The 26,822-nt window shown below is 66.0% G+C and carries 23 protein-coding genes; 13 read left to right on the top strand and 10 right to left on the bottom strand.

Annotated features, from left to right (window positions below; translation table 11 throughout):
• Positions 1-63 precede the first annotated feature (63 nt).
• On the top strand, positions 64-723 hold the full coding sequence (locus tag G6N32_RS08135; RefSeq protein ID WP_115319159.1) for a TetR/AcrR family transcriptional regulator: 660 nt from the start codon (positions 64-66) through the stop codon (positions 721-723).
• A 12-nt stretch (positions 724-735) separates the two neighbouring features.
• On the opposite strand, the gene G6N32_RS08130 is transcribed toward G6N32_RS08135, so the two are convergent.
• The gene (locus tag G6N32_RS08130) at positions 736-1,368 is read right to left on the bottom strand and encodes a TetR/AcrR family transcriptional regulator (RefSeq protein ID WP_115319158.1); all 633 of its coding nucleotides are present in this window, start codon (positions 1,366-1,368) and stop codon (positions 736-738) included.
• A 105-nt stretch (positions 1,369-1,473) separates the two neighbouring features.
• Here G6N32_RS08130 and G6N32_RS08125 point away from each other — a divergent pair, with 105 nt between their 5' ends.
• The 4 genes from G6N32_RS08125 to G6N32_RS08110 are packed head-to-tail and all read left to right on the top strand — an operon-like array spanning position 1,474 to position 6,725.
• A complete protein-coding gene (locus G6N32_RS08125; RefSeq protein ID WP_115321004.1) occupies positions 1,474-3,048 on the top strand; it encodes a bifunctional 3-(3-hydroxy-phenyl)propionate/3-hydroxycinnamic acid hydroxylase in 1,575 nt (524 codons plus the stop codon).
• Positions 3,045-3,914 (top strand): alpha/beta fold hydrolase, encoded by an 870-nt coding sequence (locus G6N32_RS08120; protein WP_115319157.1) that lies wholly within the window; start codon positions 3,045-3,047, stop codon positions 3,912-3,914. The genes G6N32_RS08125 and G6N32_RS08120 overlap by 4 nt, the downstream gene beginning before the upstream one ends.
• The gene (locus tag G6N32_RS08115) at positions 3,911-4,912 is read left to right on the top strand and encodes a VOC family protein (RefSeq protein WP_115319156.1); all 1,002 of its coding nucleotides are present in this window, start codon (positions 3,911-3,913) and stop codon (positions 4,910-4,912) included. Before G6N32_RS08120 ends, G6N32_RS08115 begins: the two co-directional genes overlap by 4 nt.
• A 13-nt stretch (positions 4,913-4,925) precedes the next feature.
• On the top strand, positions 4,926-6,725 hold the full coding sequence (locus G6N32_RS08110; protein WP_115319155.1) for a sulfatase family protein: 1,800 nt from the start codon (positions 4,926-4,928) through the stop codon (positions 6,723-6,725).
• A 14-nt stretch (positions 6,726-6,739) separates the two neighbouring features.
• Here the strand turns inward: G6N32_RS08110 and G6N32_RS08105 are convergent, their stop codons facing one another.
• Positions 6,740-7,588, bottom strand: a complete 849-nt coding sequence (locus G6N32_RS08105; RefSeq protein WP_115319154.1) for an alpha/beta fold hydrolase — start codon at positions 7,586-7,588, stop codon at positions 6,740-6,742.
• Complete coding sequence (locus tag G6N32_RS08100) at positions 7,585-9,123, bottom strand: flavin-containing monooxygenase (protein WP_115319153.1); 1,539 nt, start codon at positions 9,121-9,123, stop codon at positions 7,585-7,587. Before G6N32_RS08100 ends, G6N32_RS08105 begins: the two co-directional genes overlap by 4 nt.
• Before the next feature lie 83 nt (positions 9,124-9,206).
• On the opposite strand from G6N32_RS08100, the gene G6N32_RS08095 reads away from it, so the two are divergent.
• Complete coding sequence (locus G6N32_RS08095; RefSeq protein WP_115319152.1) at positions 9,207-9,830, top strand: TetR/AcrR family transcriptional regulator; 624 nt, start codon at positions 9,207-9,209, stop codon at positions 9,828-9,830.
• Between the two features lie 16 nt (positions 9,831-9,846).
• Here the strand turns inward: G6N32_RS08095 and G6N32_RS08090 are convergent, their stop codons facing one another.
• From G6N32_RS08090 to G6N32_RS08085, 3 genes are read right to left on the bottom strand one after another with little or no spacing between them, the layout of a single operon-like run.
• Positions 9,847-10,497, bottom strand: a complete 651-nt coding sequence (locus G6N32_RS08090) for a M15 family metallopeptidase (RefSeq protein WP_232077568.1) — start codon at positions 10,495-10,497, stop codon at positions 9,847-9,849.
• 20 nt (positions 10,498-10,517) lie between these two features.
• On the bottom strand, positions 10,518-10,910 hold the full coding sequence (locus G6N32_RS28800) for a DUF4267 domain-containing protein (protein WP_232077567.1): 393 nt from the start codon (positions 10,908-10,910) through the stop codon (positions 10,518-10,520).
• A gap of 7 nt (positions 10,911-10,917) precedes the next feature.
• Entirely contained in the window at positions 10,918-11,307 is a 390-nt protein-coding gene (locus G6N32_RS08085; protein ID WP_115319150.1) for a hypothetical protein, read from the bottom strand.
• A 100-nt stretch (positions 11,308-11,407) separates the two neighbouring features.
• On the opposite strand from G6N32_RS08085, the gene G6N32_RS08080 reads away from it, so the two are divergent.
• Both G6N32_RS08080 and G6N32_RS08075 read left to right on the top strand, forming a co-directional pair.
• Positions 11,408-11,770, top strand: coding sequence for a DUF732 domain-containing protein (locus tag G6N32_RS08080; RefSeq protein WP_115321003.1), 363 nt, complete (start codon positions 11,408-11,410; stop codon positions 11,768-11,770).
• A gap of 25 nt (positions 11,771-11,795) precedes the next feature.
• Entirely contained in the window at positions 11,796-12,269 is a 474-nt protein-coding gene (locus G6N32_RS08075) for a CAP domain-containing protein (RefSeq protein ID WP_115319149.1), read from the top strand.
• Between the two features lies 1 nt (position 12,270).
• Here G6N32_RS08075 and G6N32_RS08070 read toward each other — a convergent pair whose 3' ends face one another.
• Positions 12,271-12,918, bottom strand: a complete 648-nt coding sequence (locus tag G6N32_RS08070; RefSeq protein WP_115319148.1) for a S1 family peptidase — start codon at positions 12,916-12,918, stop codon at positions 12,271-12,273.
• A 62-nt stretch (positions 12,919-12,980) separates the two neighbouring features.
• On the opposite strand from G6N32_RS08070, the gene G6N32_RS08065 reads away from it, so the two are divergent.
• Positions 12,981-14,510 carry a flavin-containing monooxygenase gene (locus tag G6N32_RS08065; protein ID WP_115319147.1) on the top strand — a complete coding sequence of 510 codons (1,530 nt, stop codon included), beginning with the start codon at positions 12,981-12,983 and terminating at the stop codon, positions 14,508-14,510.
• Positions 14,511-14,765: 255 nt separating this feature from the next.
• On the opposite strand, the gene otsB is transcribed toward G6N32_RS08065, so the two are convergent.
• On the bottom strand, positions 14,766-18,428 hold the full coding sequence (otsB, locus tag G6N32_RS08060; protein ID WP_115319146.1) for a trehalose-phosphatase: 3,663 nt from the start codon (positions 18,426-18,428) through the stop codon (positions 14,766-14,768).
• A 55-nt stretch (positions 18,429-18,483) separates the two neighbouring features.
• Positions 18,484-20,880: a phosphoenolpyruvate synthase gene (gene ppsA / locus G6N32_RS08055; RefSeq protein ID WP_115319145.1), complete on the bottom strand. Its 2,397-nt coding sequence runs from the start codon at positions 20,878-20,880 to the stop codon at positions 18,484-18,486.
• A gap of 529 nt (positions 20,881-21,409) precedes the next feature.
• On the opposite strand from ppsA, the gene G6N32_RS08050 reads away from it, so the two are divergent.
• From G6N32_RS08050 to G6N32_RS08035, 4 genes are read left to right on the top strand one after another with little or no spacing between them, the layout of a single operon-like run.
• The gene (locus G6N32_RS08050) at positions 21,410-22,174 is read left to right on the top strand and encodes a FadR/GntR family transcriptional regulator (protein ID WP_115319144.1); all 765 of its coding nucleotides are present in this window, start codon (positions 21,410-21,412) and stop codon (positions 22,172-22,174) included.
• 30 nt (positions 22,175-22,204) lie between these two features.
• On the top strand, positions 22,205-23,800 hold the full coding sequence (locus tag G6N32_RS08045) for a class I adenylate-forming enzyme family protein (RefSeq protein ID WP_115319143.1): 1,596 nt from the start codon (positions 22,205-22,207) through the stop codon (positions 23,798-23,800).
• A complete protein-coding gene (locus G6N32_RS08040; protein WP_115319142.1) occupies positions 23,797-24,573 on the top strand; it encodes a class II aldolase/adducin family protein in 777 nt (258 codons plus the stop codon). The genes G6N32_RS08045 and G6N32_RS08040 overlap by 4 nt, the downstream gene beginning before the upstream one ends.
• A gap of 13 nt (positions 24,574-24,586) precedes the next feature.
• Complete coding sequence (locus G6N32_RS08035; protein ID WP_115319141.1) at positions 24,587-25,855, top strand: amidohydrolase family protein; 1,269 nt, start codon at positions 24,587-24,589, stop codon at positions 25,853-25,855.
• On the opposite strand, the gene G6N32_RS08030 is transcribed toward G6N32_RS08035, so the two are convergent.
• Positions 25,849-26,799 (bottom strand): D-2-hydroxyacid dehydrogenase family protein, encoded by a 951-nt coding sequence (locus tag G6N32_RS08030; protein ID WP_115319140.1) that lies wholly within the window; start codon positions 26,797-26,799, stop codon positions 25,849-25,851. The genes G6N32_RS08035 and G6N32_RS08030 overlap by 7 nt on opposite strands.
• Positions 26,800-26,822 lie beyond the last annotated feature (23 nt).

Genomic DNA, 26,822 nt, shown 5'->3' with positions numbered 1-26,822 from the left:
ACATCATCAGTCAAGCCTTCTGACGAAATCCTCAGAAATGACATCTGCTGCTAATATCTGTTGATGGCAAGTGATGCCGGGGCGGGAAACCGCCTGGAACGACGCAAGATGCAAACCCGGGCTGCGCTCGTTCGCGCAGCTCAGGGATTTATCGCCGCCGGAAAGCTGAATGCGCCGGTGCTGGAGATCACCCAGGCCGCCGACGTCGGGATGGGCTCCTTCTACAACCACTTCGACAGCAAGGAACAGCTGTTCGAGGCCGCGGTCAACGACATCCTGGATGCGCTGGGCGCACTGCTGGACAAGCTCGCGGTAGACGGCGAGGACCCGGCATTGACCTTCGCCCGCAGCTTCCGGATCGTCGGGCGCTTGTTTCGCCAGCGACCCGAGACCTCGCGCGTGCTGCTCAACGCGGGCCTGACGCTGATGTTCGCCGACCGGGGGCTGGGCCCACGGGCCCTGCGCGACATCACCGTCGCGGCCGAAGCGGGGCGGTTCACGGTGACCGATCCCGAGCTGGCCCTGTCCGTGGCCGCGGGCGCACTGATGGGCCTCGGCCAGCTACTGCAGAATCAGCGCGAGCGCGACGACGCGCAGGCCGCCGACAGCGCCACTCGCGGCGTCCTGGTGATGCTCGGTGTCAGCCCGGGCGAAGCCGAGGACATCTGCCGCCTGCCGCTACCGGATCTCGACGAACTGATGGGATCGGACTCAGCGGCGTGATCACACACCGCATCATCGGGCATTCTCGTCAACCATCCGCATCGCGGTCGCGTACAGCGCATGCCCGTGCAGGGTGAACAAGGACACCAGATCAACTGCGTCTCCCCCGATCTCCTTGGCGATGAACAGCCCGTCAGCACCGGCGATCGCGTAGGTCGCGAGCTCGCGGATCTGCGCCCCGGTCAGTCCGATCCCCAGACGATCGAGACTGCCACTCAAGGCGTCGAAAGCTTCTTCGCGGACCTTGACGAACATCGCCCGCGCCCGCGGCTCGACCGGCCGGCGCTCGAGCGCCAGCATGAGGCCCAGGCGCAGGAAATCCGGTGACTCCATCAGCGCTTTGGCGGTCCCCGTTGCGACATCCATCAGACGGTCGACCGCAACCAGATCCTCCGGCAGCTGCCATACCGCCATCCACTTGTTGAAACTGCGTTCGATCACCGCTGCGATTAGGTCGTCTTTGTCGGTGAAGTGCCAGTAGATCGAGCTGGCCGGCAGACCGCACTTCGCGCTCACCGCACCGATACTCGTTCCCTCGTAACCACGTTCGGCGGCGATCTCGGTGGCCGCATCGAGGATTCTGGTGCGCGAGAGCTCGCCATCCACCCGCTTGGCGCGCCTCTTCGGCTTGTCCGCTGTGGCCATGTTCGCCCCATCTCTTGACGCTGTAGCGATCACTACATTACCGTAGCGATCACTACGGAACAAGTGTTCACCACCGCGGACGCGGCAGCCGGATCGGAGACAGCCATGAACAGCGCCTCGACCTACGACGTAGCGATCGTCGGCTATGGCCCGGTGGGTGCGACCGCCGCCAACCTGCTCGGCCAACTGGGCCTGAGAGTTGTGGTGGTGGAACGCGACCCCGATGTCTACTTCCGGGCCAGGGCCATCTCCACCGACGAGGAGGTACTGCGGATCTGGCAACAGGTCGGGCTGGCTGACCAGCTCAACGCCGACATGCTGCCCGGTGCCGGCGCCGACTTCGTCGACGCCCGCGGCGTCAGCATCGTCAAACTGCTGCCCGCGGACCGCGGCAACGGCCACCCGCCGCAGCAGTTCATCTACCAGCCGGCGGTGGAAGGCGTCCTCCGAACGGGCGTGGCTCGATTCCCCAACGTCTCGCTCCTTCTCGAACACGAGTGCCTGCGTCTGACCCAGCGCTCCGACTCGGTCGAGTTGATGCTGGCCGACCTCACTCACGACCAGTTCAAACGCATCAGGGCCAGCTATGTGATCGCCGCAGATGGCGGCTCGAGCGCCATTCGCGGACAGCTGGGCGTCGGTTTCACCGGCCGAACGTATTCCGAGCGCTGGATCGTCATCGACACCAAAGTGGTCGAAAGCTGGCCGGGCCACGACCAACTCCGCTTCCACTGCAATCCCGAACGTCCGACGGTCGATTGCCCGACTCCACTGGGCCACCACCGGTGGGAATTCCCGGTGCGCGAACGCGAAGACGAGGACGACCTCCTCACCGAGGACGCGATCTGGAAAGTACTGCGCCACCAGGGAATAACTCCTGCCAATGTCGAGATCATCGGATTTGCCTGCTACAACCACCACGTCCGGTTCGCCGACCGGTGGCGGGTGGGCCGGGTCTTCCTCGCCGGCGATGCCGCGCATGCGATGCCGCCGTGGATCGGCCAGGGCATGTGCGCAGGTATCCGCGATGTCGCGAACCTGTGCTGGAAGCTGCACGCCGTGGTGACCGACTGTCTTCCCGATTCGGTGCTCGACACCTATCAGGAGGAAAGGCTGCCGCACGTCAAGGAAGTCACCAGTCGCGCAGTGAAGGTCGGCAACATCATCATCGAGCGGAGCCCCCTTCGTGCGGCGGCGCGGAGTCGATTCTTCCGATTCGCCGGAAAGTTGCCCGGCTTCACGACGTGGTTGCGCAATCACCGGTGGCTGCCCGATGCGCGCTACCTGAGCGGCCTGCTTGACCACAACGGCAATGCGGCCACCGGTTGGCTGCTGCCGCAGCCGTGGGTCTGCGACGAAAGCGGTGGCCTGGTTCGCCTTGACGACATCATCGGAGGCCGATGGACGGTAGTCCATACCGGTCCCGAACAGGCTTGGTTGCCATGGCGATTGGCCGGCGTACCCGTCATGACGATCGCTGCGCCGGGTAGTGCTGCAGGCGCCGAACGCATCATCGACCGCGACGGCAGGCTCATCGACTGGATGGCCAAGAAGAAAGCAACGGCTCTGGTGGTGCGGCCCGATGGGTTCGTCTACGCAGCCGGCGATGACGTCAACCCTCTGCCCCCTCCCCCGACCGGCCTGACCGTACGAGCCATCCGAGTGAAGGACCACGCATGACGACTGTGCAATCGGAGTACCACGTCCGCGCCAATGGCGTCGACGTCTTCGTGACGGACACCGGCGGTGACGACCCGCCGGTCGTGCTGCTGCACGGCGGCGGGCCCGGCGCGTCGGGGCTGTCGAATTACTCCCGCAACATCGACGCGCTGGCCCGCCGCCATCGTGTCGTGGTCCCCGACATGCCCGGCTACGGGCGGTCGAGCAAGCACGTCGATCATCGTGACCCGTTCGGCTACCTGGCGGACACGCTGCGCGGCCTGCTCGACGAACTGGGTTTGGCCACAGCGTATCTGGTGGGGAACTCCTACGGTGGCGCGGCCGCGCTGCGCATGGCGCTGGACACCCCGCACCGAGTCGGCAAGCTGGTCCTCATGGGCCCGGGCGGAATCGGCACCACCCGCGGCATGCCCACCGCCGGGTTGAAGAGCCTGCTGTCGTACTACACAGGTGAAGGAGGACCCAGCCGCGACAAGCTGGCCACGTTCATCCGCAACTATCTGGTGTACGACGGCGCGGCGGTCCCCGACGACCTGATCGATCTGCGGTATCGGGCGTCCATCGATCCTGAGGTGGTCGCCAACCCGCCGCTGCGCAGGCCGTCCGGGATACGCACCCTGTGGCGAATGGATCTGACCCGCGACAAACGGCTGCGCCGGCTCGGCACCCCCACACTGGTGTTGTGGGGCCGCGACGACAAGGTCAACCGGCCCGCGGGCGGGCCGATGCTGCTCAATCTGATGCCCAACGCCGAACTCGTCATCACCTCGCACACCGGGCACTGGATGCAGTGGGAACGAGCGGATCTGTTCAACGATCTGGTGGCCGAGTTCCTCTCCCCCGCATCGAAACTGGCCCTCGCATGATCACCGACGTATTCGGCCGAGTCCACCTGGGCTACCTCGTCGTCGAATCCGAGAAGTTCCCGGACTGGGCCAGATTCGGCCGCGACGCCATCGGCATGCACCTCGATGACGCGCTGCCCGACGTGCTGCGGTTCCGCCTCGACGGCAACGCCTGCCGGTTCCTGGTGCAGCGCGGGCCCGCCGAAGACACCACCGCCCTGGGCTGGGAGGTCGACGACGACCACTGCTTCGAGACCATCGACGCGCGCGTGCGCGGCCACGGAGTGCTGGTGACCCAGGGCTCGTCGGAAGAATGCGCATTGCGCGGTGTCGAGCGTTTCATCCGCTTTCCGGGTCCCAACGGGCTGACCCAGGAGGTCTACGTCAAATCCCGGTCCGCGCAGCCGCCGCTGCAGCTGCGCGCCAACGGATTCGTCACCGGCACAGGCGGACTGGGCCACGTCGCGATTGCCACCAGCAAGCCACACCAGATGCGCGGCTATTACAGCACGGTGTTCGATGCGCGTCTGTCCGACTACATCGACGAGACGATCAGCGGGCTGAAGTTCAAGATCCGGTTCCTGCGGGTCAACGAACGTCATCACAGCGTCGCCATCGCGTCGGTGAACCGGCTGCCGGTCAACCCCATTCGCACCCGGATCCAGCACTGCAATGTCCAGGTCGCCGAACTCGACGACATGACACTTGCCTACCAGAGAGTGAAGGAACTCGGATTCGACATGGCACTGTCCATCGGACAGCACACCAACGACAAGGAGCTGTCGTTCTATGCGGTCAGCCCGTCGGGTTTCGAATGGGAGGTCGGCTGGAACCCGATTGTCGTCGACGAGAACACCTGGGAACCAAGCACTCACACGGGTATCAGTATCTGGGGCCATACCCCGGAGGGCAATACGGTCGTCCAGCTGATGGAGCGATTCAAGTCGGGTGCTCACTCCGTGCTGCACCGCGAAGCCACCATGCCCGCTCTGGCCGGGGCCGGTATCGCCGATGACTGACAGGAAGCCCGCCATGAGCGATGAGCTCAGCTCGTCCACCACCGGCCCGTCCCGGCGCCGATTCCTCGCCCTCGCAGCGGGCGGCGCAGCAGCGGTGCCATTGCTGACCTCGTGCGGATCCGCCACTTCGCCCGCCCCCGTCGCCTCCAGCCCCTCTGTGACCAGACCATCTGCCCCGCAACGTGGTTCGCACCCGAACATCATGTTCGTGTTCACCGACCAGGAGCGCTACTTTCCTTCCTGGCCTGCCGGAATGTCGCTGCCGGCCCGCGAGCGGCTGGCGGAGGAGGGCGTGACGTTCCACAACCACTACAGCTCGGCGGTGATGTGTACCAGCTCGCGTGCGGTCCTGCTGACCGGACTGCAGACCCCAGACAACGGGATGTTCGAGAATGCTGATCTGCCCTATGTGAAGGCCATGAGCACCGGGGTGCCCACTATCGGGCATCTGCTGCGCAAGGCCGGCTATTACACCGCCTACCAAGGCAAGTGGCATCTGGATGCCGCCTTCGACCGCGAGCCGGTCCAGCAAGTGCTCACCGAACGCATGGACGCGTACGGATTCTCGGACTTCGGACTCCCGGTCGACTCGCTGGCCCATGACCTCGGCGGCTACACCACCGACTCGGTGATCGCCGCCGGCGCCCAGTCCTGGTTGCGCAACACGGGACGACCGATGGCCGACGACGGCAAGCCGTGGGCCTTGTTCGTGAGTCTGATCAATCCGCACGACATCATGTACTTCAACACCGACAAACCGGGTGAGCACGTTCAAGACACCGGCACGCTCCTGATGCACGCCGCGCGAGCCCCCGAACACGCCATCTATCAGCAGCATTGGGACAGTGCCCTACCCGCCAATCTCAGGCAGTCGATGCAGGAGCCGGGCCGTCCCGCCGCCCATGGCGAGTTCGACAAGGCCTGGGGTTACACCCTGGGTACCATTCCACCCGAACCGGACCGCTGGCAGCGCTTCGCCGACTTCTACCTCAACAGCATCCGTTCGGTCGACCAGCAGATGTCCCTGCTGCTCGAGGAACTCGACAATCTGGCGTTGCGCAACAGCACCATCGTGGTCTTCACCTCTGACCACGGCGAGATGGCCGGCGCGCACGGGCTGCGCGGCAAGGGGCCGTTCGCCTACCAGGAGGCTATCCATCTGCCCATGCACGTCGTGCATCCCGAAGTCACCGGCGGACAGGACCTGAACGCACTTACCAGCCACATCGATCTGGTACCGAGTCTGATGGCGATGGCCGGTGTGGCCGCGGGCGATCTCGATGAGCTCGCCGGGCGAGCGCTGCCGGGCAAGGACTTCAGCGCGGCGCTTTCCAACCCGGGCAGTGCTGACGTCCATGCGGTTCGGGACAGTGTGCTGTTCACCTACAGCGGGCTGGCGACCAACGACAGCGAGGCGGTGAAGCTGTTCGCACAGGCCAAGGCGGCCGGCCAGGATCCCCGACAACTGATGCAGACCAGTGGATTCCGGCCCGATCTCACCAAGCGCGGCAGCGTCCGCACGATGTTCGACGGGCGCTACAAATTCAGCCGCTATTTTGCCCCCGCCCAGCGCAACGTGCCGACGACTCTCGACGACCTGTACCGGTTCAACGACGTCGAGCTGTATGACCTGCAGTCCGATCCTGCAGAGATGACAAACCTGGCGGGGACCAAGGGTGAGAACGCCGACCTGGTGATGTCGGCGAGTACGAAGCTCGAGGCGGTGATCAAGTCCGAGATCGGAGTCGACGACGGACGCGAAATGCCTCAGTTCGGCGACATCGACTGGCAGATCGACCGGATGGATCTCTGAGCGGCCGCAGCTGATCAGCCGGTGGCGCGCTCCAGGAAAGGCAACAGCAAGTCGGCGAACCGTGTGGGGCATTCGAGCTGCGGCATGTGCCCGACCCGGTTCAGCAGGTGGACCTCGGCATGGGGATATACCCGCATCGCCGTACGGATGTGATGTGCGGGCAGGATGCGATCCCGGGTGCCCCAGACGATCAGTGTGGGACGGGGCGTCCGGGCCACGCGGGCGGCGAGGTCACGACGCCACTCCGGGCGCACCCCGCGTGGCGTGCCGAGCGCGAGTGCGGTCTCACGCATCACCTCACCGGCGCCGGGCACAGACCCGACAGCGAACGCGTGGTCGATGCGCTCTTTGGTCGCGATTGCCTTGTCGCCGTGGATCAGCCGTTCCATCAGCGCGGCACTCGCACGGGTCGGTCGTCGGACACTCATCGGGCCGAGCACCGGCATCGTGAGCATCCGCAGCAACATGGTGACCTCGCTGCCGAACCCGGCACTGTTGACCAGAGCCAGGCTCGCGATCCGCTGCGGCTGATCGACGAGCAACTGCTGGGCGATGGCGCCGCCGAGCGAGTTGCCCACCGCATGGACCGGTCTGTTCTCGCCCAACGCGTCGAGTGCGGCGGTGACCCCCTCTGCCAGCACGGGCAAGGTGATGGTTTGTCGCGGGCGCTCGGAGAAGCCGAAGCCGGGCACGTCGAGCGAGATCGTCCGGTAGGACCGGGCCAGCCGTTCGTGTTGCGGCGCCCAATCTTCCAGGCTGCGACCGATGCCGTGGATGAGCAGGACCGGCGGATTTCCGGGGTCACCGTCCACTCGGATCCGGGTGCGACGGCCATCCACCTCGACGAAGGCGGTCCGGCTCACGCTGTAACCGCGCCCGTCGCCAATTCCGAAACCGCCTCTGCACCAACGGCTGTGCTGAACCGCAATGCCGGGTCCTCGACAGAGCCCTTACGCAGCCGGTCATGGTCCGCCCAGTAGTCCATCTCGACCGTCCAGGGACCGGACGATCCCTGCTGGGGGAACAGGTCCACCGACCGCTGCACGTAACCGGCCGAGAAGTCGAGCATCGGGCGCTTGTCCATGTGCGGGTCATCGACGATGGGGACCACAGTGGTGTAGCCGTGCCGATCCATGTACGCCAGTAGGCGGCACAGGTGCTCGCACACTAGTCCGACCTTCAACGTCCAGGACGAGTTCGTGTAGCCGAACGCGAATGCTAGATTGGGGATGTCGGAGATCATGAAGCTCTTGTACAGCAGTGAGTCGTGCGGGTTCTTCACCTCACCGTCGACGGACACCTGGATTCCGCCGAGTGGAAGCAGCTTCAAACCGGTTGCGGTGACGATGATGTCGGCATCGAGCGTCTTCCCGGACTCCAGCAGGATCCCGGTCTTGGTGAACCGCGCGATGCGGTCGGTGACCACCGACGCCTTACCCTTGGCGATCGTGCGGAACAGGTCCGCGTCGGGGACCGCGCACAGACGCTGGTCCCAGGGGTTGTACGTGGGGTTGAAATGGGTGTCCACTTCGAAACCCTCCGGCAGCGCCTTCATATTGATCGACCGGATGATCCGCCGGGCGAGCTTGGGGTGGCGCTGGCACAGGTTGTAGATGAAACGGCCCTTACCGATGTTGAACCGGCGGGTCGCGGCGTAAGCGGCCTTGGCCGGCAACACTTTCCGCAACGAGTTGGCGATGGGGTCCTTGCGCGGCAGTGGCATCACGTACGACGGCGAGCGCTGCAGCATGGTGATGTGTTCGACGTCGCCGGCCATCGCGGGGATCAACGTCACCGCGGTTGCGCCACTGCCGATGACGACAACCTTCTTACCGGTGTAGTCGAGGTCTTCCGGCCAGGACTGGGGATGCACGATGCGCCCCTCGAAATCCTCTTCGCCCTCGAAGTGCGGTCGGTGTCCCCCGGCGTAGTCGTAGTAGCCGGTGGCCCCGAACAGCCAGTCACAGGTCACCTCGAACTGCTCGCCGTCGCGCTCGAGCGTGACCGTCCACTGCGCGGTGGCCGAGTCGAAGTTGGCCCGTAACACCTTGTGATGGAAATGGATTCGACGGCCCAGGTCGTCCTCGTCGACCACCTCGTGCAGATAGTCGAGGATTTCATGGGCGTCGGCGATCGCGTTGTCGGACGTCCACGGCTTGAACTCGTAGCCGAAGGTGTGCAGGTCGGAATCCGACCGGATGCCGGGATAACGGAACAGGTCCCAGGTGCCGCCGATCGCATCGCGACTGTCGACAATCGCGAAGCTCTTTCCCGGCTGCATGGTGTGCAGATAGTGGCCCATTCCCAGGCCGGAGATTCCGGCACCGACGATCAGTACATCGACGTGGCCCCGCAAGGGCTGAGTCGGTCGGACCTGTTCGAGCGAGTTCGCGGTCATTCGGGCACCCTCTGGCGTAGAAACTGTAACGTGAATAGTGTTATAGTTTCGCGGATCAGTGTCAAGGGTTCGAGGGAGTTGCGATGACCACGGTGTCGGTTCCGCGGCGGGCGCCGGTTCAGGCCCGCAGCCGCCAGACCGTCGCCCGAATTCTCGACGCGGCCGCCGCCATCGCCGATGAGCAGGGCATCGACGCCGCGACCACCCGCACGATCGCCGACCGTGCCGGGGTGTCCTATCCCTCGCTATACCGATTCTTCGCCGACCGCGACGCGATTTTCGACGAGCTGATGGAGCGGCACTGCAGCGAAATCGACGCCCGCTGCGTCGCGGCCGAGCAGACGTGGACGATCACCTCGATCGCCGATCTGCTCAACAACGAGATCAACTTGCACGTCGACTATTACCGCAGGCATCCGAGCGCGGCCGGGATGTGGCTGGGCGGGCGGACCTCCCCCACCGTGACCAAGCACGTGCACGCCCGGATGCGCACCCTCGCCGACCGACTGCACAGCATCCTCGTCGATGTCGGCCTGATACCCGCCGACACCGACCCGAGGGCGATGCTGGTGGCCGTGGAGATGGCCGATCGCATGCTGGAGCTCTCCTACCGGGACAACAGCGAGTTCGACGAAGCGATTCTCGACATCGGCAGGGCTGCGTTGCTCGCCTTCGGCGAATCGCTGGCGGCTCGCCTGCGCGCCTGACGGTTACAAACCCAGCTCAGCGGCGTTCGAAATGCTGGTAGTCGACTGGGTTGCGCCAATCGCCGCCCCAGACCCACCCCCGATCGGCGAAAGCGCGCACCGCCGCGTCGCCGGCGTGCAGCATGCCCGGAGCGGTGCGGTGACGGTCGAGATAGCTTCCCGCGGTTGCCGGTTCGAGATCACCGGATCGGTCGAGGTACGGATTGAACAGTGGGTTGAGGTCGATCGCGCGCCCGTAGGCATGCAGCGACCAGGCGGTGCTGCCGGGCAGTGGACGGCAGTTGAAGGCCGAGGTGTTGTTGTCCTCCATCGACAGTTCGTCGGTGGCCCCCGGGTAGTGATCGGGTGTTTGCATCCTCGCGATGGGATAGCGCTGCCGGTGTAGGTCGGCGAAGATCGCGATCACCTCGTCCACCACATCTCGGTGCACGACGAGCATGCCGCGATGGTCCAGCCCGTCCAGGCCGACGTAGTCGAGCTCCACCCGACGCAACTCGTCGGGCGCCACCGGACAACCGGGACGCCAGGTGGCTCCGAGGTCCGCAGCGGTGACCGGCCGCACCACCGGCTCCGAGGTGGTGACCGTCGTGGTCACTGACGTCGGCGCGGCGGGATGCGGCGCGGGCGCCGGACTGCATTGCACGAGGACAGCGGCGGCGAGCGCCACCGACAACGCTGCCCGCGGGTCTACGGAGCGACCTCCGGCGCCGGCGTGCGACGTCGGGTAGCACCCCAGAGCCCGACGCCGATGCCCACCACCGCGCCGCCGAGTCCGATGATCTGCTGTCCGCGGGTCAGCTCGCTGTGCACGCTGCTGCCCCCGAGAAGGTCGGCGGCGTCCGCTCCGCCCGAAGCCAGGAACCATCCCCGGGTATTGCGCCCGCGCAACCCCGCCGACAACAGAAGTCCGCCGATCAGCGCGTCGCGGTAGCCCATGGACCGCAGCAGCAACCGAGCCGACGGGCCCGGGTCGTTCGGCTCACCCCACAGCTTGTTGGCGCCCATCGGGTCGACGAGAAAATGCACTCCCGAAGCCAGCCGGATACTGCCCGCGACGACCGCGGCCTTGTCGATCGACATGTGGTTCCTACAGGGTCGCGGTGAACGGGCCGAGGAGCTGGCAGTCCGGCGCGACGTTCTGCCCCATCCACACGGGACATCCCCGGCCGGTCGCGATATAGGTGAAGCCCGGCTGGTACGGCACGGAGATCACCGCAGGATCCGAACCGTGCGCCTGCGTGCAGTGCGTGACTCCGTCGGTGCCCAGTAGACACGCGACCGCCAGATAGGGCCCTCCGCCCGGCCCGCATCCTGCGAGATCCGCGGTGGCGGTGACCCCGCCGGGACCGACCACGGGCGGCGTGAGGGTGTACGTGCACGGCGGCAGCGGCCCGGCGCTCGCGACGGGTGCGGTCACGGCGACACCTCCGAGGGCCACCGCGAACGCTGTCAAGACCACGTACGTCGGCCGAATCATGGCCGAATCCTAGATCACCTAGGTGATTCACCGGCGTGGATTGCCCGGATCGTGAGCAGTTCCCGACCTGCGGCGATCAACTTTGGGACACACTATGCCCATGCATATCGCCGTACCCCGCCTGCTGATCGCGGGCAGCCTGGCCGCGTTGGGCGCCGTCGGCGTTCTGACCGGCGCGCACCCCGCCCACGCCGACAACATCGGTTACCTCGTCAACGTCACCGTGCGGCCCGGGTACAACTTCCCCAACGCCGACGCCGCGCTGTCCTACGGCTACGGGGTGTGCGATCAAATCAATTCCGGGGTCAGCTACGGCCGGCTGGTCAACACCATCAAGACCGACTTCTCCACGACCGACGAGTTCCAGGCGTCCTATCTGATCAGCCAGTCCGCGCAGGAACTCTGCCCCGCCGCCATCTGGCAGCTGCGCCAATCCGCTGCCGGCTACGTGCCGTCCACCTAGGAAGGAACGAGCCTTGCACCATCGGATGATCCACACCGCCACCGCGGTCGGCGCCGCCACCGTGCTGGCCACCGCCGTCGCACCGGCCGCGCACGCCGACAACACCCGCCTCAACAACGGCGTCGTGGCCAACGTCTACACCGTTCAGCACCAAGCCGGATGCTCCACCGATATCACAAAGAACCCGGCACTGACTCAGGCCGCCGAGTGGCACGCGAACGACGTGCTCAACAACCGCACACTCGACGGCGACCTGGGATCGGATGGCTCCACACCGCAAAGCCGTGCTGCTGCAGCGGGTTTCACCGGAACGGTCACCCAGACGGTGGCGATCAACCCCGCGCTGGCGATCAACAACCTCGACGTCATCAACCAGTGGTACAACGACCCGGCTGCTTTCGCGATCATGTCGAACTGCGCCAACACCGCGATCGGTGTCTGGTCGGTCAACAGCCTGGACCGCTCGGTTCTCGTGGCGGTGTACGGCCAGCCGGCCTGATTCACGGCAGAATCCGCAACCCCCACTGGGCCAGCAAGGGCTGCACGAGGGTGAAGTAGGTCGTGTAGTCGTCGCCGTCGGGCGAGGACATCAAGATGCCGACCGCACTGACGGTGCCGTCCGGATTCTTGACGAAGCCCGGGCTGCCGCTGTCCCCCTCGAGACTGTAGACACTGGCTTCGACGACATCGCCCTCGACGCCTTTGACCTCACCGCAGGTCTCCCCGGTGACGGCGCCAACCTTGCAGAACGGCATCCCGGCGCGAATCTGGCTGGCGCCCAGCACGTCCCGCACGGAATACCGGCCGCCGACGTCGCCATTGGGTGCGCCCACGTCGGGGTCGAGGCGAATGATGGCCGCGTCCCGCTTGTCGCCGTTCACCTCGCTCGCACTGATGGTCCCCAGCCGAGTGTCGTCCTCACCGTACGTCCACGGCGAGCCGTCGTGCGCATCGCAGTGTCCGCTGGTCAGCAAGTAGTAGTTGCCGACATTGTCCTGAGCGGCGAAACCTGCTGTGCAGCGGCCGCTTTCGTCGTCGACCTCGATACCCGGCGTGGGCGGCGGGGCCGCCACCGCGGGGCTCGCCAGCCCGAGCGCAACGCTCAGAGCCACACTCGCCAAGCGCGCGATCCGCCACCCAACACGCATTTCGGCCTCCCTGGAAGTGAATCGAGGCGATCGTACGGCAGGACCGTGGAAGACTTCGCTGCATGACGGCGACCGTCGCGGTGATCGGTGCCGGCCCGGCCGGGCTGGTGGTGTCGCGATGGCTGCTGTCGCAGGGTTTCGAACCGTCGATCTTCGAGCAGGGTTCCGCCCTCGGCGGACAGTGGACCGCGCAGCCCGGCAGAAGCGGTGTGTGGCCGGGTATGCACACCAATACCAGCCGGATCCTGACCGCGTTCAGCGATCTTCCGCTCGACGGCGATCTCGTATTTCCCTCCGGCGCCGACATTCTCGACTACCTGCATCGCTACGCCCGCCTGTTCGACCTGAACTCCCGGATCAGATTCGGGGCACGGGTCGATGCCCTGGCCCGGGCCGGACAACATTGGGTCGTCAGCCACGACGGCATCGACGAACGCTTCGACAAAGTCGTCGTCGCCACCGGGCGGTTTCACACCGCGTTCGTCCCGCCAGTGCCCGGCCTGGAAACCTTCGCCGGATCGGCCGGCGCGATCACGTCGTATGAGTACCGCGGTCCGTCGGCCTATCGCGACAAGCGCGTGCTGGTCGCGGGATGCGCGGTCAGCGCCCTGGAGGTCGCCGCCGACCTCGCCGGGGGCGGCGCGCACCACGTGGTCGTCACTCAGCGACGCCAGCGGTACGTGCTGCCGAAGTACGTGGCGGGCGTGCCGTCGGATCACCGGATGTTCACCCGCTACGGGGCGCTGGCCGACGAGGCTCTGCCGCCCGCCGAGATCGACCGCCAGCTCAAGGAGATCGTCGTCGAATCCGCCGGCAGTCCCGAGCAGTACGGGGCCCCGCGTCCCGCCGAGTCACTCTTCGCTGCCGGCGTGACGCTCAACCAGAACTACCTACCCGCCGTCGCCGAAGGGGCGATCACGATACGACCCTGGCTGCACTCGGTCGACGGCACCGCGGTGAAGTTCGGTGACGGGCACACCGAAGAGTTCGACGGCATCGTGTTCGGAACGGGTTTCATGCTGAGCCTGCCGTTCCTGGCTGACGATGTTCGGGCCACCCTCAACGTCGATGCCGGGAAGTTCGACACCGACCGGCACACCTTCCACCCCGACCTACCGGGGCTGGCCTTCATGGGTATGTGGGATCAGTCCGGCGGATACTTCGTCCCGCTGGAACTGCAGGCCCGGTGGATCGCCTACACCTGGGGCGGTGTCATCCCGGCGACAGAGGATGCCCACCAGCGCGAGGCGGTCGCCGCGTGCCGCTCGCTCGGGTTGAGAAAGACTCGAATGAACCTGGCCGCCATCACCTTTGCCCGCGCCGCGGGTGTGGAGCCGCGGCTGGAGAGGTGGCCGGACCTGCGGCGCGCGCTCCTGTTCGGCCCGCTTGCGCCGAGTTGCTTCCGCCTGGACGGCCTCGACGCGCTGCCGGACGCCGCGGCCCGGTTTGCTCGCGAGGCGGCGGCCTTCGGCGCGATCACCGACAACGAACTGACTCAGCGGGAACACAGCTACTGGTCGAGCGTCGAGCGGGCCCGTACACGGACACCGCGAGATTTCCGGGAAGTAACGGTCGAGCAGCGTTTCCGCTAACAGCGCCCTCTCACGCTCCCACGCCGAACCGCAGGCCAGACCGAAAATAATGGCGCTCTGGCAAATTTTCTTAGCGACGTATTACCGCTACGCGCTTGCCACCTTAATTTTGGCCCATACGTTGAACCTCATGTTGATCGACGTTCGCTGGCTTCAGTTCCTGCTGAAGCGCCCCGCGCACAAGTAACCCCGCCACCGGCGGCGATGGCGGACGTGCCTGAAGGGTATGGTCGGCCGCCTTCGCACCGCCGGCGCTCAGCCGGGGAATCGGACGATTTTTCCCGGCGTGAGCGCCACGACGCGACCGTGGCATTCCACGTCGACTCGGCCGGTGTCGCGCGGATCCACGCTGATGATCACACCCTTGCCGCTGACCCGAAGGTGCAGATGCAGGCCACGATAATGAATCGGGACTGCCAGCACGCCCAGTGATTCCGGCCAGTGCGGCGACAGGATGATGCGGCCGGAACGAGTCTCCAGCCCGGTGAAGCACCGCTGCATCAGGTCGACGCTGCCGGCCATCGCCGCGAGGTGAATGCCCTCTGACGTCGTGCCACCCTGGATGTCGGAAACGTCGGACGTCAGAACCTGTTGGAAGAACTCCATGGCGCGATCACGGTTCCCCCGGGCCAGCACCCAGCCGTGGACCACACCACTGAGCGTCGACCCGTGCGATGTGCGGGCGATGTAGTAGTCGACCGTCTTCGGTATCTGCTCGCGCGTGAAGCGGTAGCCGAGCCGGTCGAGTATCTCCCGCAACTCGTCCGACGACATGAGATACAGCAGCATCAGCGCATCGGCCTGCTTGGACGCCTGGTAGCGATTGACGTCGTCGTTCTCGGCCTCCAAGATCCGGTCGAGGCGCTGGATGTTGCCGTACTTCTGGCGGTAGGCGTCCCAATCAAGCTCCTTGAGATCGCCGTAGCCTTCGAACTGACTGATGACATCCCCACCGGGCTCGGACCCGGTGCTCGGGACAGAGTGGAACGGGACGAACATCCGGCGGCTTACCTGCTCCCACTTCGCCAGTTCGGCACTGTGCAGACCGAGGGTCTCCCGCAGGTCGAGGCGGTTCGGCAGGGGCAGCAGATTCAGAGCGTCGAAGGCCCGCATGATCACCCACACCGCCATCACGTTGGTGTACGCGTTGTTGTCGATGCCGTCGTACGGCGCGTTCGGATAGCCGGAGTGGAATTCGTCCGGCCCGATCACGCCCCGGATGCTGTAGCGGTCCCGCTCCTCGTCGTAGCTCGCTCTGCTGACGAAGAAGCGTGCGATCTCCGCCAGCATCTCCGCGCCGTAGTCGATCAGATACGCGAGATCGCCGGTGGCCTGGTAGAACTTCCACGCGTTGTAGGCAACGGCGATTCCGATGTGGTGCGCGCGGGCGCTCGAGTCGGGGTTCCACCGGCCGCTGCGCGGATTCAGGTGCAGCAGTGGGCTTTCCTCGCGCCCGTCGCTGCCGGACTGCCACGGAAACATCGCGCCGGCATAGCCGGCGGCCGCCGCGGCGTGCCGGGCCTCCGGCAGTCGCCGGTAGCGGTATCGCAACAGGGAACGGGTGATCATCGGCAGCCGCAGATTGAGCACGGGGAAGATGAACAGCTCGTCCCAGAAGATGTGGCCGCGATACGCCTCGCCGTGCAATCCGCGCGCCGGCACCCCGACGTCGAGATCGGCACTGTTGGGCGACACCGTCTGGAGCAGATGCAGCAGATGCAGTCGCAGGATGCGCAATTCGTCGGAGAAGTCATCGAACTCGATGGACAGTCGCTCCCATAGATGCACCCACTCGGTCAGGTGCCCGTCGAGGAGGTCCGCGAACCGGCCCAGCTGGCTCAGCCGGCGCTGGGCGTCGACGCTGGGTTCGGATATCGCGACGTCGCGCCCTGTGTAGAGAGTCACCACCTTCTCCACCGTCACCGCCTCACCGACAGACAGCCGCACGGAGATGTCGTGGCCGATTTCTGCGTCCGCGTCGAATGGCTGATACGCAGCCGGCACGGGCTCGCCGTCGCGCCAGACGGTGCTACGCGCCGCCATCGCGATGGGAATACGCGACTGGTTCGTCTGGACCGCCAAAAGCACCGAATTGCTTGAGATTTCGCGCTTCTCCAGCATCTCGAGATGGGTGTCGGCCAAGTCGCGGTAACGCTCGACCAAGGAGTTGCGGACATTGCCGTCGAGCGTCGAGCGAACCTCGATCACCCCTGACCAATTCTCGGCGACGATCGTCGTCGCGAGCGCACCGACGTGCGGCATGTGCATGGCGATAAACCGTTGTTGGGTCAGTGAACTCGTGCGGCCTGCGTCATCGGTGAAGCGGACCTCGCGGGTCAGCACTGCGCCCCGAAGATCCAGGGTCTGCCGGTAGGACAGCACTGTGACCGCGTCGATGTCGAACCAACTGCCGTCGTCGATCCGGAAGGTCAATGCCAGCCAGTTGGGCAGGTTCACCAGACTCTCGTTGTCGATCGTCTCGCCCGATATGTCGTCGACGAGACGGTTGTACACCCCGGCGGCATAGGTGCCCGGGTAGTGCACCTGGCCGGCTTTCGACTCGGGCGCAGCGCCCCGGGTGGCGAAATAGCCATTCCCTACCGTGCACAACGCCTCCCGGAGCTTTTCGCTCTGGGGGTCATATCCCTCGAAGGTGAAGTCCCAGGCCTCGCCCGACGCGTGAAGCTTGTAGGCCAGCCATCGAGACCCCCGCTCGATGAACGCTCGCACCTGATCGGGACCGGCCAGGGTGAAATGCGCGGCGGTCTTGCGGTCGCCGTCCTCGTCGTGCCGCACGACGATCCCGATGCCGTCGAATTGCACTGCGTCGAAAGCATCTTCGTCGGTCAGATCGTCGCCGATGTAGATCGGCAGCAGCGAATCGGACCCGTCGATTCGGTCGAGGATCCAGGCCAGCGTGGTTCCTTTGTCCCAGTCGATGTCCGGCCGCAGCTCGACGAGCATGCGCCCGCTGGTCACCCGTAGATCATCGTGCTGTCCGAACCGGTGCGTAGCGGCGACGATCTCGCCGACGTGTTCGGGCGCGACCTCGCGGTAGTGCACCGCCACGGCGAAGCGCTTGTGCTCCACTCGTACGCCCGGAATGTGCGCCAGGGTTCCGCGTAGCTCATCGGCTGCGTCCTGCAGGGCGGCCACGGCCGCAGCAGCCGCGTCGTTCTGGTGATATGTGCCGTCGGGCGCGATCAACTCGAACCCGTGGCTGCCGGCATACCAGATGCCAGGTATGCCCACCCGGTCCCGGATATCGGCGAGATCCCGGCCGCTCAAGACCGCCACGGGGCATACCGCGGAGACGAGTTTCAGCGCCTCGGCTCCCCCGTCGACGAGCTCGGCCGCGGCGGGGTCGGACACGATCGGGGCCAATGTTCCGTCGTAGTCGAGGAACAACACCGACTGTCGGGCACTGGTGACACCGATGAGCTGACCATAGGCTTCCAGCGCGTCCGGGAGGTCGGAGATGCGCTTGTCCCCTGCCCGAACCGCGACGTCGGCCAAGTCGTCCAGCACGACATCGGCTCCACGCCGCACCAGTGTGTCGGCGTCCCCGGTTCCGTCGAGGCCGATGACGAGAGCGAATCCGCCATCGTGAGCCGCACTGACCCCGGCGTCGGTGTCCTCGACGACAGCTGCCCGTTGCGGACTGACCCCGAGTCGGCGCGTGGCGCCCTCCAGGCTGTCGATGCAGACATCGAACAGATCGTCTACCCCGGCGGCTTTCAACACATCCTGAAAGCGCGGGTTGGACCCGTGGGCCGCCGTTGCGACGCCGCCGCGGCGTAGCTTGCGCGCCAGTTCGACCATCGACCCGAACAGTCGCGGGTCATCGATCAGCGCACCGTCGAGGTCGAAGATCACCGCGTCGTGGTAGCGGGGGTCGACAGTGACCGGCAACTTCACCGCACAGCTCCTCGGCAACGAATTGGCAATGGGACGCAGAGGAATTCGGCGTCGATCATGACGAGTGCGCAAGCTGTTGCTCGAGCTGCAGCAACTGGCCGGTGGTCCTCACCACCGTGTCAGGATTGAGGCTGATCGAATCGATACCGAGGCGGACCAGGAACTCGGCCATGTCGGGATAGTCCGACGGTGCCTGGCCACACAGACCCGAGTGGATCCCGTTGCGGCGGCAGCCCTCCACAGCCAGGCGGATCATCTCCTTGACTCCTTCGTCGCGCTCGTCGTAGTCGAACGCCACGATCTCGCTGTCCCGGTCGACACCGAGAGTGAGCTGAGTCAGATCGTTGGAACCGATGGAGAATCCGTCGAAGCGTTTGGCGAACTCGTCGATCAGGATCACGTTGTTGGGGATCTCGCACATCGCGTACACCTTGAGCCCGTTCTCGCCGCGGCGCAGACCGAGCTCGGCCATCGTCGCCAGGACCAGGTCCGCCTCGGCGACCCTGCGGACGAACGGCAGCATGAGCACGACGTTGGTCAGGCCCATCTCCTCACGAACCCGCCGCATCGCGCGGCATTCCAGCGCGAAGCCCTCGGCATACGCGGGGTGGGCGTAACGCGAGGCGCCGCGGAAACCCAGCATCGGATTGCTTTCGGAGGGTTCGAAGCCCGCGCCGCCGACCAGGCTGGCGTACTCGTTGGTCTTGAAGTCCGACATCCGTACCACGACAGGCTTCGGCCAGAAGGCGGCCGCAATGGTGCCGATCCCTTCGGAGAGGCGCTCGGCAAAGAATGCGGCCCCGTCAGGATAACCCTGGGTGAGCCGGTCGATGGTGCGACGAGCCTCGGCGTCGTCGACCTTCTCCGGGTGCAGCAGGGCCATCGGGTGGACCCTGATGTATTCGCTGATGATGAATTCCATCCGAGCCAGTCCCACACCGTCGTTGGGCAGGAAGGACGTCTTGAAGGCGAGGTCGGGGTTCCCCAGGTTGATCATGATCTCGGTGCGTGGCCGCGGCATGTCCCCCACTTCGGTGCTGTCCACACGGAAGGCCAGCGCACCGCGGTACACCCGTCCCGAGTCACCCTCGGCGCACGACACCGTCACAACGGTGCCGTCGGGGACCGACGTGGTCGCGTCGCCTGCGCCCACCACGGCCGGGATGCCGAGTTCCCGGGCGATGATCGAGGCGTGGCAGGTGCGCCCGCCCCGGTTGGTGACGATGGCGGCGGCGGTCTTCATCACCGGCTCCCAGTCGGGAGTGGTGGTGTCGGCGATCAGGACCTCGCCCGGCTGGAACTGCGCCAGATGGGTGATGTTCTCGATCCGCCTGGCGGTGCCGGAGGCGATCCTCTCCCCGACGGAGCGGCCCTCGGCGAGGATCTCGCCCCGGCCCTCAAGCACGTAGCTCTCCAGCGCCGTCATGCTGCGCTGGGAGGCGACCGTCTCCGGGCGGGCCTGCACGATGTAGAGCTTTCCGTCCAGGCCGTCCTTGGCCCACTCCATGTCCATGGGGTGCCCGTAGTGTTCCTCGATGGTGCATGCGTAGCCGGCCAGCTCCAGGACGTCGTCATCGGAGAGGCAGAAGTGGGCGCGGTCGGCTTTGGGCGTGGGAATGTTGCGCGTCGTGTACTTCGTCTGCCCCTCGACGAAGATCATCTTCACCGCCTTGTCGCCGAGCAGGCGACGCAACACCGCGCGATGCCCGGACAGGTAGGTCGGCTTGTGGACGTAGAACTCGTCGGGGTCGACCGCGCCCTGAACCACGTTCTCGCCGAGACCGTATGCGCCAGTCACGAACACCACGTCGCGAAAGCCCGATTCGGTGTCCAGGGAGAACATCACCCCCGACGAGGCAAGGTCGGAGCGCACCATCTTCATCACGCCGATCGACAGCGAGACCTTGAACTGGTCGAAACCCTGATCGAGGCGGTAGTGAATGGCGCGATCGGTGAACAGGCTCGCGAAACACCGGCGGCACGCATCGAGGAGGCTCTCTGCGCCCTTGACGTTGAGATAGGTGTCCTGCTGGCCGGCGAAGCTCGCGGTCGGCAGGTCCTCGGCGGTCGCCGAGGACCGCACGGCCAGGCTGACCTCTTCGCCGTACTCGTCTTGGAGCCTGCGGTAGGCATCGACGATCTCGGCGGCCAGATCATCGGGCAGTCCGGCGCCGTAGACGATTTCCCGGGCACGTTTGGCCTTGCGGGCCAGCGCGGTGACGTCGGCCGGGTCGAGCTCATCGAGTTCGGCATGCAGCGATCCCCAGGCGCCGGCGGCATCCAGCATGTAGCGATACGCCTCGGCGGTGATGGCAAAACCGTTCGGGATGCGCACGCCCTGCCCGGCCAGCTTTTGGTACATCTCGCCCAGCGAGGCGTTCTTGCCGCCCACCAACGGCACATCGGCGATGCCGAACTCCTCGAAGAAGCGGACGTATTTGGGCATGCTCATGACCTATCCCTTCGCGACGCGCACATGCGGTCGGATCGCCGCTCCCGCATACGGTGGGGCCCAGACCGTCGAGTGCCGTTGCCCGACAACACCTTTTCCACACCTGTCAACTTCGCACGGGGGGACACCCGCAGACAGGGCCGAAGGTCACCACATCGACAACACGGCCGCAGGTCCCGGCGGCATTTGGCACGACGCGTGTGCCGGTTCGCGTGGCGGCGGACGTGCGCAGCGGGACCTGCGATTGATCGCTCCTTATACTGTTGTGCCACATACGCTTTCAGTGGCGCTGTTGATGGCGGGCCACTCGGTCTCGAAGTGCTTCCCGGACGAGGTCGAGGGCCTCGGGCGTGACGACGTCTGCCGGTTGCGCCGTCTTCCCGGCCCACGACTCGGTGACCTTGGACCCTTATCCACGCGAATTCCTCACGTTCGAGGTGATGGCCCGTCCGCGCATTACCGGCCACATGACGTCCGATCCTGCTTGTACGATGCACATCAGTTACCAAGCGCGATAGAGAACCGGTCCGTGTCAGAACCAACGATTCAATTCCGCCGCCTCGCCGAGCAGGTCGCTGATCAACTGCGGCGGCGAATTCTGTTGGGCGAGCTGGCCGACGGCAGCATCCTTCCCAAAGAGGACGAACTGCTGCGCGAGTTCCCGGTGAGCAAGCCGTCGCTGCGCGAGGCGATGCGCATCCTGGAAGCCGAAGGACTGCTGCGGGTGCGGCGCGGCAAGCTCGGCGGCGCGGTGGTGCGCCGCCCCAACGCCGCGAACGTCGCCTACACGATCGGACTGGTGCTCGGCTCGCAGGACGTGAGCCTGTCGGATGTGGGCGGGGCGTTGCGGCAGATGGAGCCGGCGTGCGCCGCGTTGTGCGCCGAACGGGCCGACCGCGATCACACCGTCGTTCCGGCACTGCGTGAACTGCACACCGAAGCGGTCGAGGCCGCCGACGATTTTCAGCGTGCGATTTCGGCGAGCCGTCGCTTCCACGAAGCGCTGGTCGCCCTGTGCGGGAACCAGACCATGATCATGCTGGCCGGAGCGCTCGAGACGCTGTGGTCGGCGCACGAGCAAGGCTGGTCGACCCGGGTGAGCGACGACGGCATCGTCCCCGTCGACGAGCGGCTGGCGGTCCTCGAGGAGCACCGGCAGGTGATCGACGCGATCGAGGCCGGCGACGCTCGCCGTGCTCATGACCTCGCCGCCGCGCATCTGATCACGGCCCAGCACTACCCCGGTTCGGCGGGAATGGTCGACCCCGCGATGGTGCGGCACTGGGATCATTGACGCCGGTCCTTATTTTCATATGATTTGGTAATGGCTGACGACCCCGCCGCCGCGACCAGCGCCGAAGCGGCGCAGTACCGGGCCGCCGGCTGGTGGACGGACACGACGCTGTCCGAGTGCGTACGCCGCAACGCCGCGCGCTCCCCCGTGAAGACGGCGTACATCGACTTCACCCTCGACCGCCCGGACCGGGCGCTGACCTGGTCGGAATTCGACAACGCCGCGACCAACCTGGCCGTGCGGCTCCAGCGTCTGGGCATAGCGCCCGGTGACCGGGTGGCGGTCTGGCACGGCGACAGCATCGCCATCCACGTCCTGCTGGTGGCGATCGAGCGCTGCGGCGCGGTGAGCGTCGGTCTTGGGGCGCGCGCCGGCGTCCGCGAGGCCGCGCAGATCATGCGGACCGCGCAGCCGTCGCTTCTGGTCAGCGACGAGGGGCGTGCGGCTCATGCCGCGCAGGCCGCTGCCGACGTGTCGGTGCCGATCGTGGTAATCGGGGCCGGCGAGCTCACCATCGACACCGCTCCGGGTTCCATGGCCGAGCTCTCACCAGTAGGCCCTGATGACGCCTTCCTGATCAATTCCACCTCGGGCACCACCGGACTGCCGAAATGCGTAGTCCACAACCAGAATCGATGGCACTACTTCCACCAGAAAGCGGTCGCCAATGGTGAACTGACCGCCGACGACATCTTTCTCCCCGTCATCCCGACACCGTTCGGCTTCGGGATCTGGACCTCCCACACGACACCCATCTACCTCGGGGCGACCACCGTGCGCATCGAGCGGTTCGACGCCGCGGCGACGTGCGCCGCCATCGAACGCCACCGAGCGACCGTGTTGTGCTGTGTGAGTACGCAATTGATGATGATCCTGGCCAACGACGCCTCGCGCGAGCATGACCTGTCCAGCCTGCGGGTGGTGTTCACCGGCGGTGAGCCTCTGCCGTACACCCAGGCTGCGCAGTTCGAGGAACTGACCGGTGTCACGATCCTGCAGTTCTACGGTTCCAACGAGACCGGCATGCTCAGCGCCACCACTGTCGACGACTCACTACACCATCGGCTGCGGACCGCCGGACGCATCGTGCCCGAGATGCAGGTCCGGCTCTTCGACGGCGATGACGACGTCACGAAATCCGGTCGGGGACAGCCTGCTTGCCGCGGACCTGCGCTCAGCCTCGGCTACCTGGGCGGCACCGATCACGACAAGCTGTACACCAAGGACGGCTGGATGCGGATGGGCGACATCTGCGAGCTGGACGACGACGGCTACCTGGTACTGGCGGGACGAACCTCGGACTTCATCCTGCGCGGCGGCAAAAACATCAGCGCGGTCGCGGTGGAAGAGGTCGTGGCCAGCCACCCTGCCATCGCGGTGGCCGCCGCCGTGGCCATGCCCGATCCCCTGTTCGGGGAGCGGGTGTGCGTGTTCGCCGAACTCAAGAATCCCGGTGACACGCTCGTGCTCACCGACCTCGTCGAACACCTGCTGCGTCAGGGAGTCTCCAAAGAGCTGCTGCCTGAACGGCTCGAGGTACTCGACGAGTTGCCGCGGTCGTCCGGCGGCAAAATCGCCAAAGGCCAACTCCGCGAGAATATTCGATCGATACTGGAGCAATCATGAGCACACCGGAAGTGCGCCGGGGCGGCCTGGGAGTATGGGCGCCCTCGACAGTGCCGCCCATCGGTGTCGACCTCACCGACGAGCAGAAGATGGCGATCGCGTTTCGCCACCTCGCCGACATCGGCTTCGCGGAGAACATGGCCGGCCACATCACCTGGCAACCTGACGGGCCTCGCTCCGAGATGTACGTCAACCCGTGGGGGCTGTGGTGGCAGGAGCTCACCGCATCCGACATCTGCGTCGTCGACGAGGACGGGCACGTGGTCCGCGGCCGCTGGGATGTCACCCCGGCCATCCACCTGCACACCGAGATCCACCGGCAGCGACCCGACGCACGGGTGGTGATTCACAACCACCCGTACTACGTCAGCCTGATCGCCGCGCTGGGAATGCTGCCCGAACTCGTCCACCAGACCGGGGCGCTGTTCCTCGACGACATGTATCTGGTGGAGAAGTACGACGGTGAGATCGACGCTCCCTGGCGCGCAGCCGAACTCGCCGGCCAGATCGGGTCGGCCAACCTGGTGATCCTGGCCAACCACGGCGTGATCGCCACCGGGCACGATCTGGCCGCGGCGGTCTACCGGGCGGTGTCCATCGAACGGGTGTGCCGACTGGCCTACGACGTGCTGGTCAGCGGGCGCGAGCCGTCGAAGATGAATCACGGCGACCTGGTCGGCATGCAGGCGTCGCTGATCGAACGTGCCGCCGACGTGTACTGGGCCGGCGCGGCGCGCATGACCATCAAGGCCGACCGCGGCGTGTTGGACTGAAAGGGACTCTGCCATGGCTTCCATCGAGGATCTGCAGTCGAATCTGAGCTTCACCACCGCCAAGACCGGCGCCGACCGGACCGTGACATTTCTGCCGGAACCTGAACGCGCCGAACGGTTCTACACGGTCATCTCGGTCGACGATCACATCGTCGAACCACCGGACACCTTCGAGGGCCGGGTGCCGCGCAAGTTCGCCGACCAGGCGCCGCGGGTGGTCGACACCGAGGACGGCGGCCAGACCTGGATGTACGACGGGAAGTCGCTACCCAACGTCGGATTCAATGCGGTGGTCGGCCGGCCGGTGTCGGAGTACGGCTTCGAGCCCGCCAGGTTCGACGAAATGCGCCGCGGCGCTTGGGACATCCATGCCCGGGTCAAGGACATGGACGTCAACGGCGTGTACGCGTCGCTGAACTTCCCGTCCTTCCTGCCGGGCTTCGCCGGCCAACGGCTGCAGCAGGTGACCACCGATCGGGACCTGGCGATGGCGTCGGTGCGGGCTTGGAACGACTGGCACATCGAAGCGTGGGCCGGGGCCTACCCGGACCGGATCATCCCCTGCCAGTTGCCCTGGCTACTCGACCCCGACGTCGGCGCACAGATGATCTACGAGAACGCCGAACGCGGGTTCCACGCCGTGACATTCAGCGAGAATCCGGCGCTGCTCGGGCTGCCGACCATCCACTCGGGCTACTGGGAGCCGATGATGGCCGCCTGCGCGGAGACGGGCACTGTGGTGAACCTGCACATCGGCTCGTCGGGAACCTCGCCGTCGACCACCGATGACGCCCCGCCCGACGTGCCGGGTGTGCTGTTCTTCGCCTACGCGATCAGCGCGGCCGTCGACTGGCTGTACTCGGGAGTCTGCACGCGGTATCCAGACCTTCGAATCTGCCTGTCGGAGGGCGGGATCGGCTGGGTGGCGGGACTGCTGGACCGCCTCGACCACATGCTGAGCTACCACGAGATGTACGGGACCTGGAAGCGCCTCGGTGAGACGCTGACGCCGGCGGAGGTGTTCACCCGCAACTTCCGGTTCTGCGCGGTCGAGGACCAGTCGTCGTTCGTGCAGTACGACCGGATCGGAGCGGACAACATCATGCTCGAAGCGGACTACCCACATTGCGACTCGACGTGGCCGCACACCCAGCGCACCATCCGCGAACAGATCAGCGGGCTGCCCGACGACATCATCCGCAAGGTGACATGGGAGAACGCGTCGCGGCTCTACCAGCACCCGGTGCCGCCGGCCGTTCAGCAGGATCCGAACGCCTACTGATTGCGGTCGAGCCACTCCCCGATGGCGGCGACGGCATCGCGAAAGAAGATGCGGTACGGGCGGTCGGCGACGTAGCCGATGTGCGGGGTGGCGATGACGTTGTCCAGGGTGCGCAGCGGATGCCCGTCCGGAAGCGGCTCGGTGTCGAAGACGTCGAGCGCGGCCGTGATGGTGGTGGATCCCAGCGCGTGGACCAGCGCCGCCTCGTCCACGATCGGGCCCCGAGAAGTGTTGACCAGCAATGCCGTTGGCTTCATCTGCGCCAACTCGGCCGCACCGACCAGGCCGGTGGAACGCTCGCTGAGCTTCATGTGGATCGTCAGCACATCCGATCGGCTGAACAGCTCGTCCTTGCCGACATAGGTCGCCCCGGCCTCGGCGGCCGCCTCCGGGGTGAGGTTCTCACTCCAGGCGATGACGTCCATGCCGAACGCCTCGCCGATGCGGGCGACGCGGGCACCGATGCGGCCCAACCCGAGGACGCCCAGAACCCGTCCGGACAGCTCACGGCCCACCCCGGTCTGCCAGCCTCCGTCGCGCACCGACCGCGCCTCGGTGACCAGATTCCGGGCGCCGGCCAGAATGAGAGCCCAGGTCAGTTCGACCGTGGAGGCAACGGTGCCGCCGGTGGTCCCGACGTGGATGCCGTGGTCGTCGACGGCCGCCATGTCGATGGAGGCGTTGAACGGGCCCGTGGAGGCGATCATCTTCAGATTCGGCAGGCGTTCGATGATGCTGCGCGGCAGGGGGGTTCGCTCCCTCATCACGAATATGACGTCGAACGGTGCCAGCCGCGCCACGAGTTCGTCGGGATCGGAGACGTGGTCATTGAAGACAGTGATGTCGGCGCGCCCGGAGACTGCAGACCAATCGGTCATCGTCAACGCCACGTTCTGGTAGTCGTCGAGGACTGCCACTTGCACGCGCGCGGTATCAACGGTCATGCCCGCAGGCTAATCCGATCGGG

Source organism: Mycolicibacterium aichiense (assembly GCF_010726245.1).
Taxonomy (GTDB): Bacteria; Actinomycetota; Actinomycetes; order Mycobacteriales; family Mycobacteriaceae; genus Mycobacterium; species Mycobacterium aichiense.
Note: the sequence above shows the minus strand (reverse complement) of the source record. Positions and strands in the feature narration are given on the sequence as shown.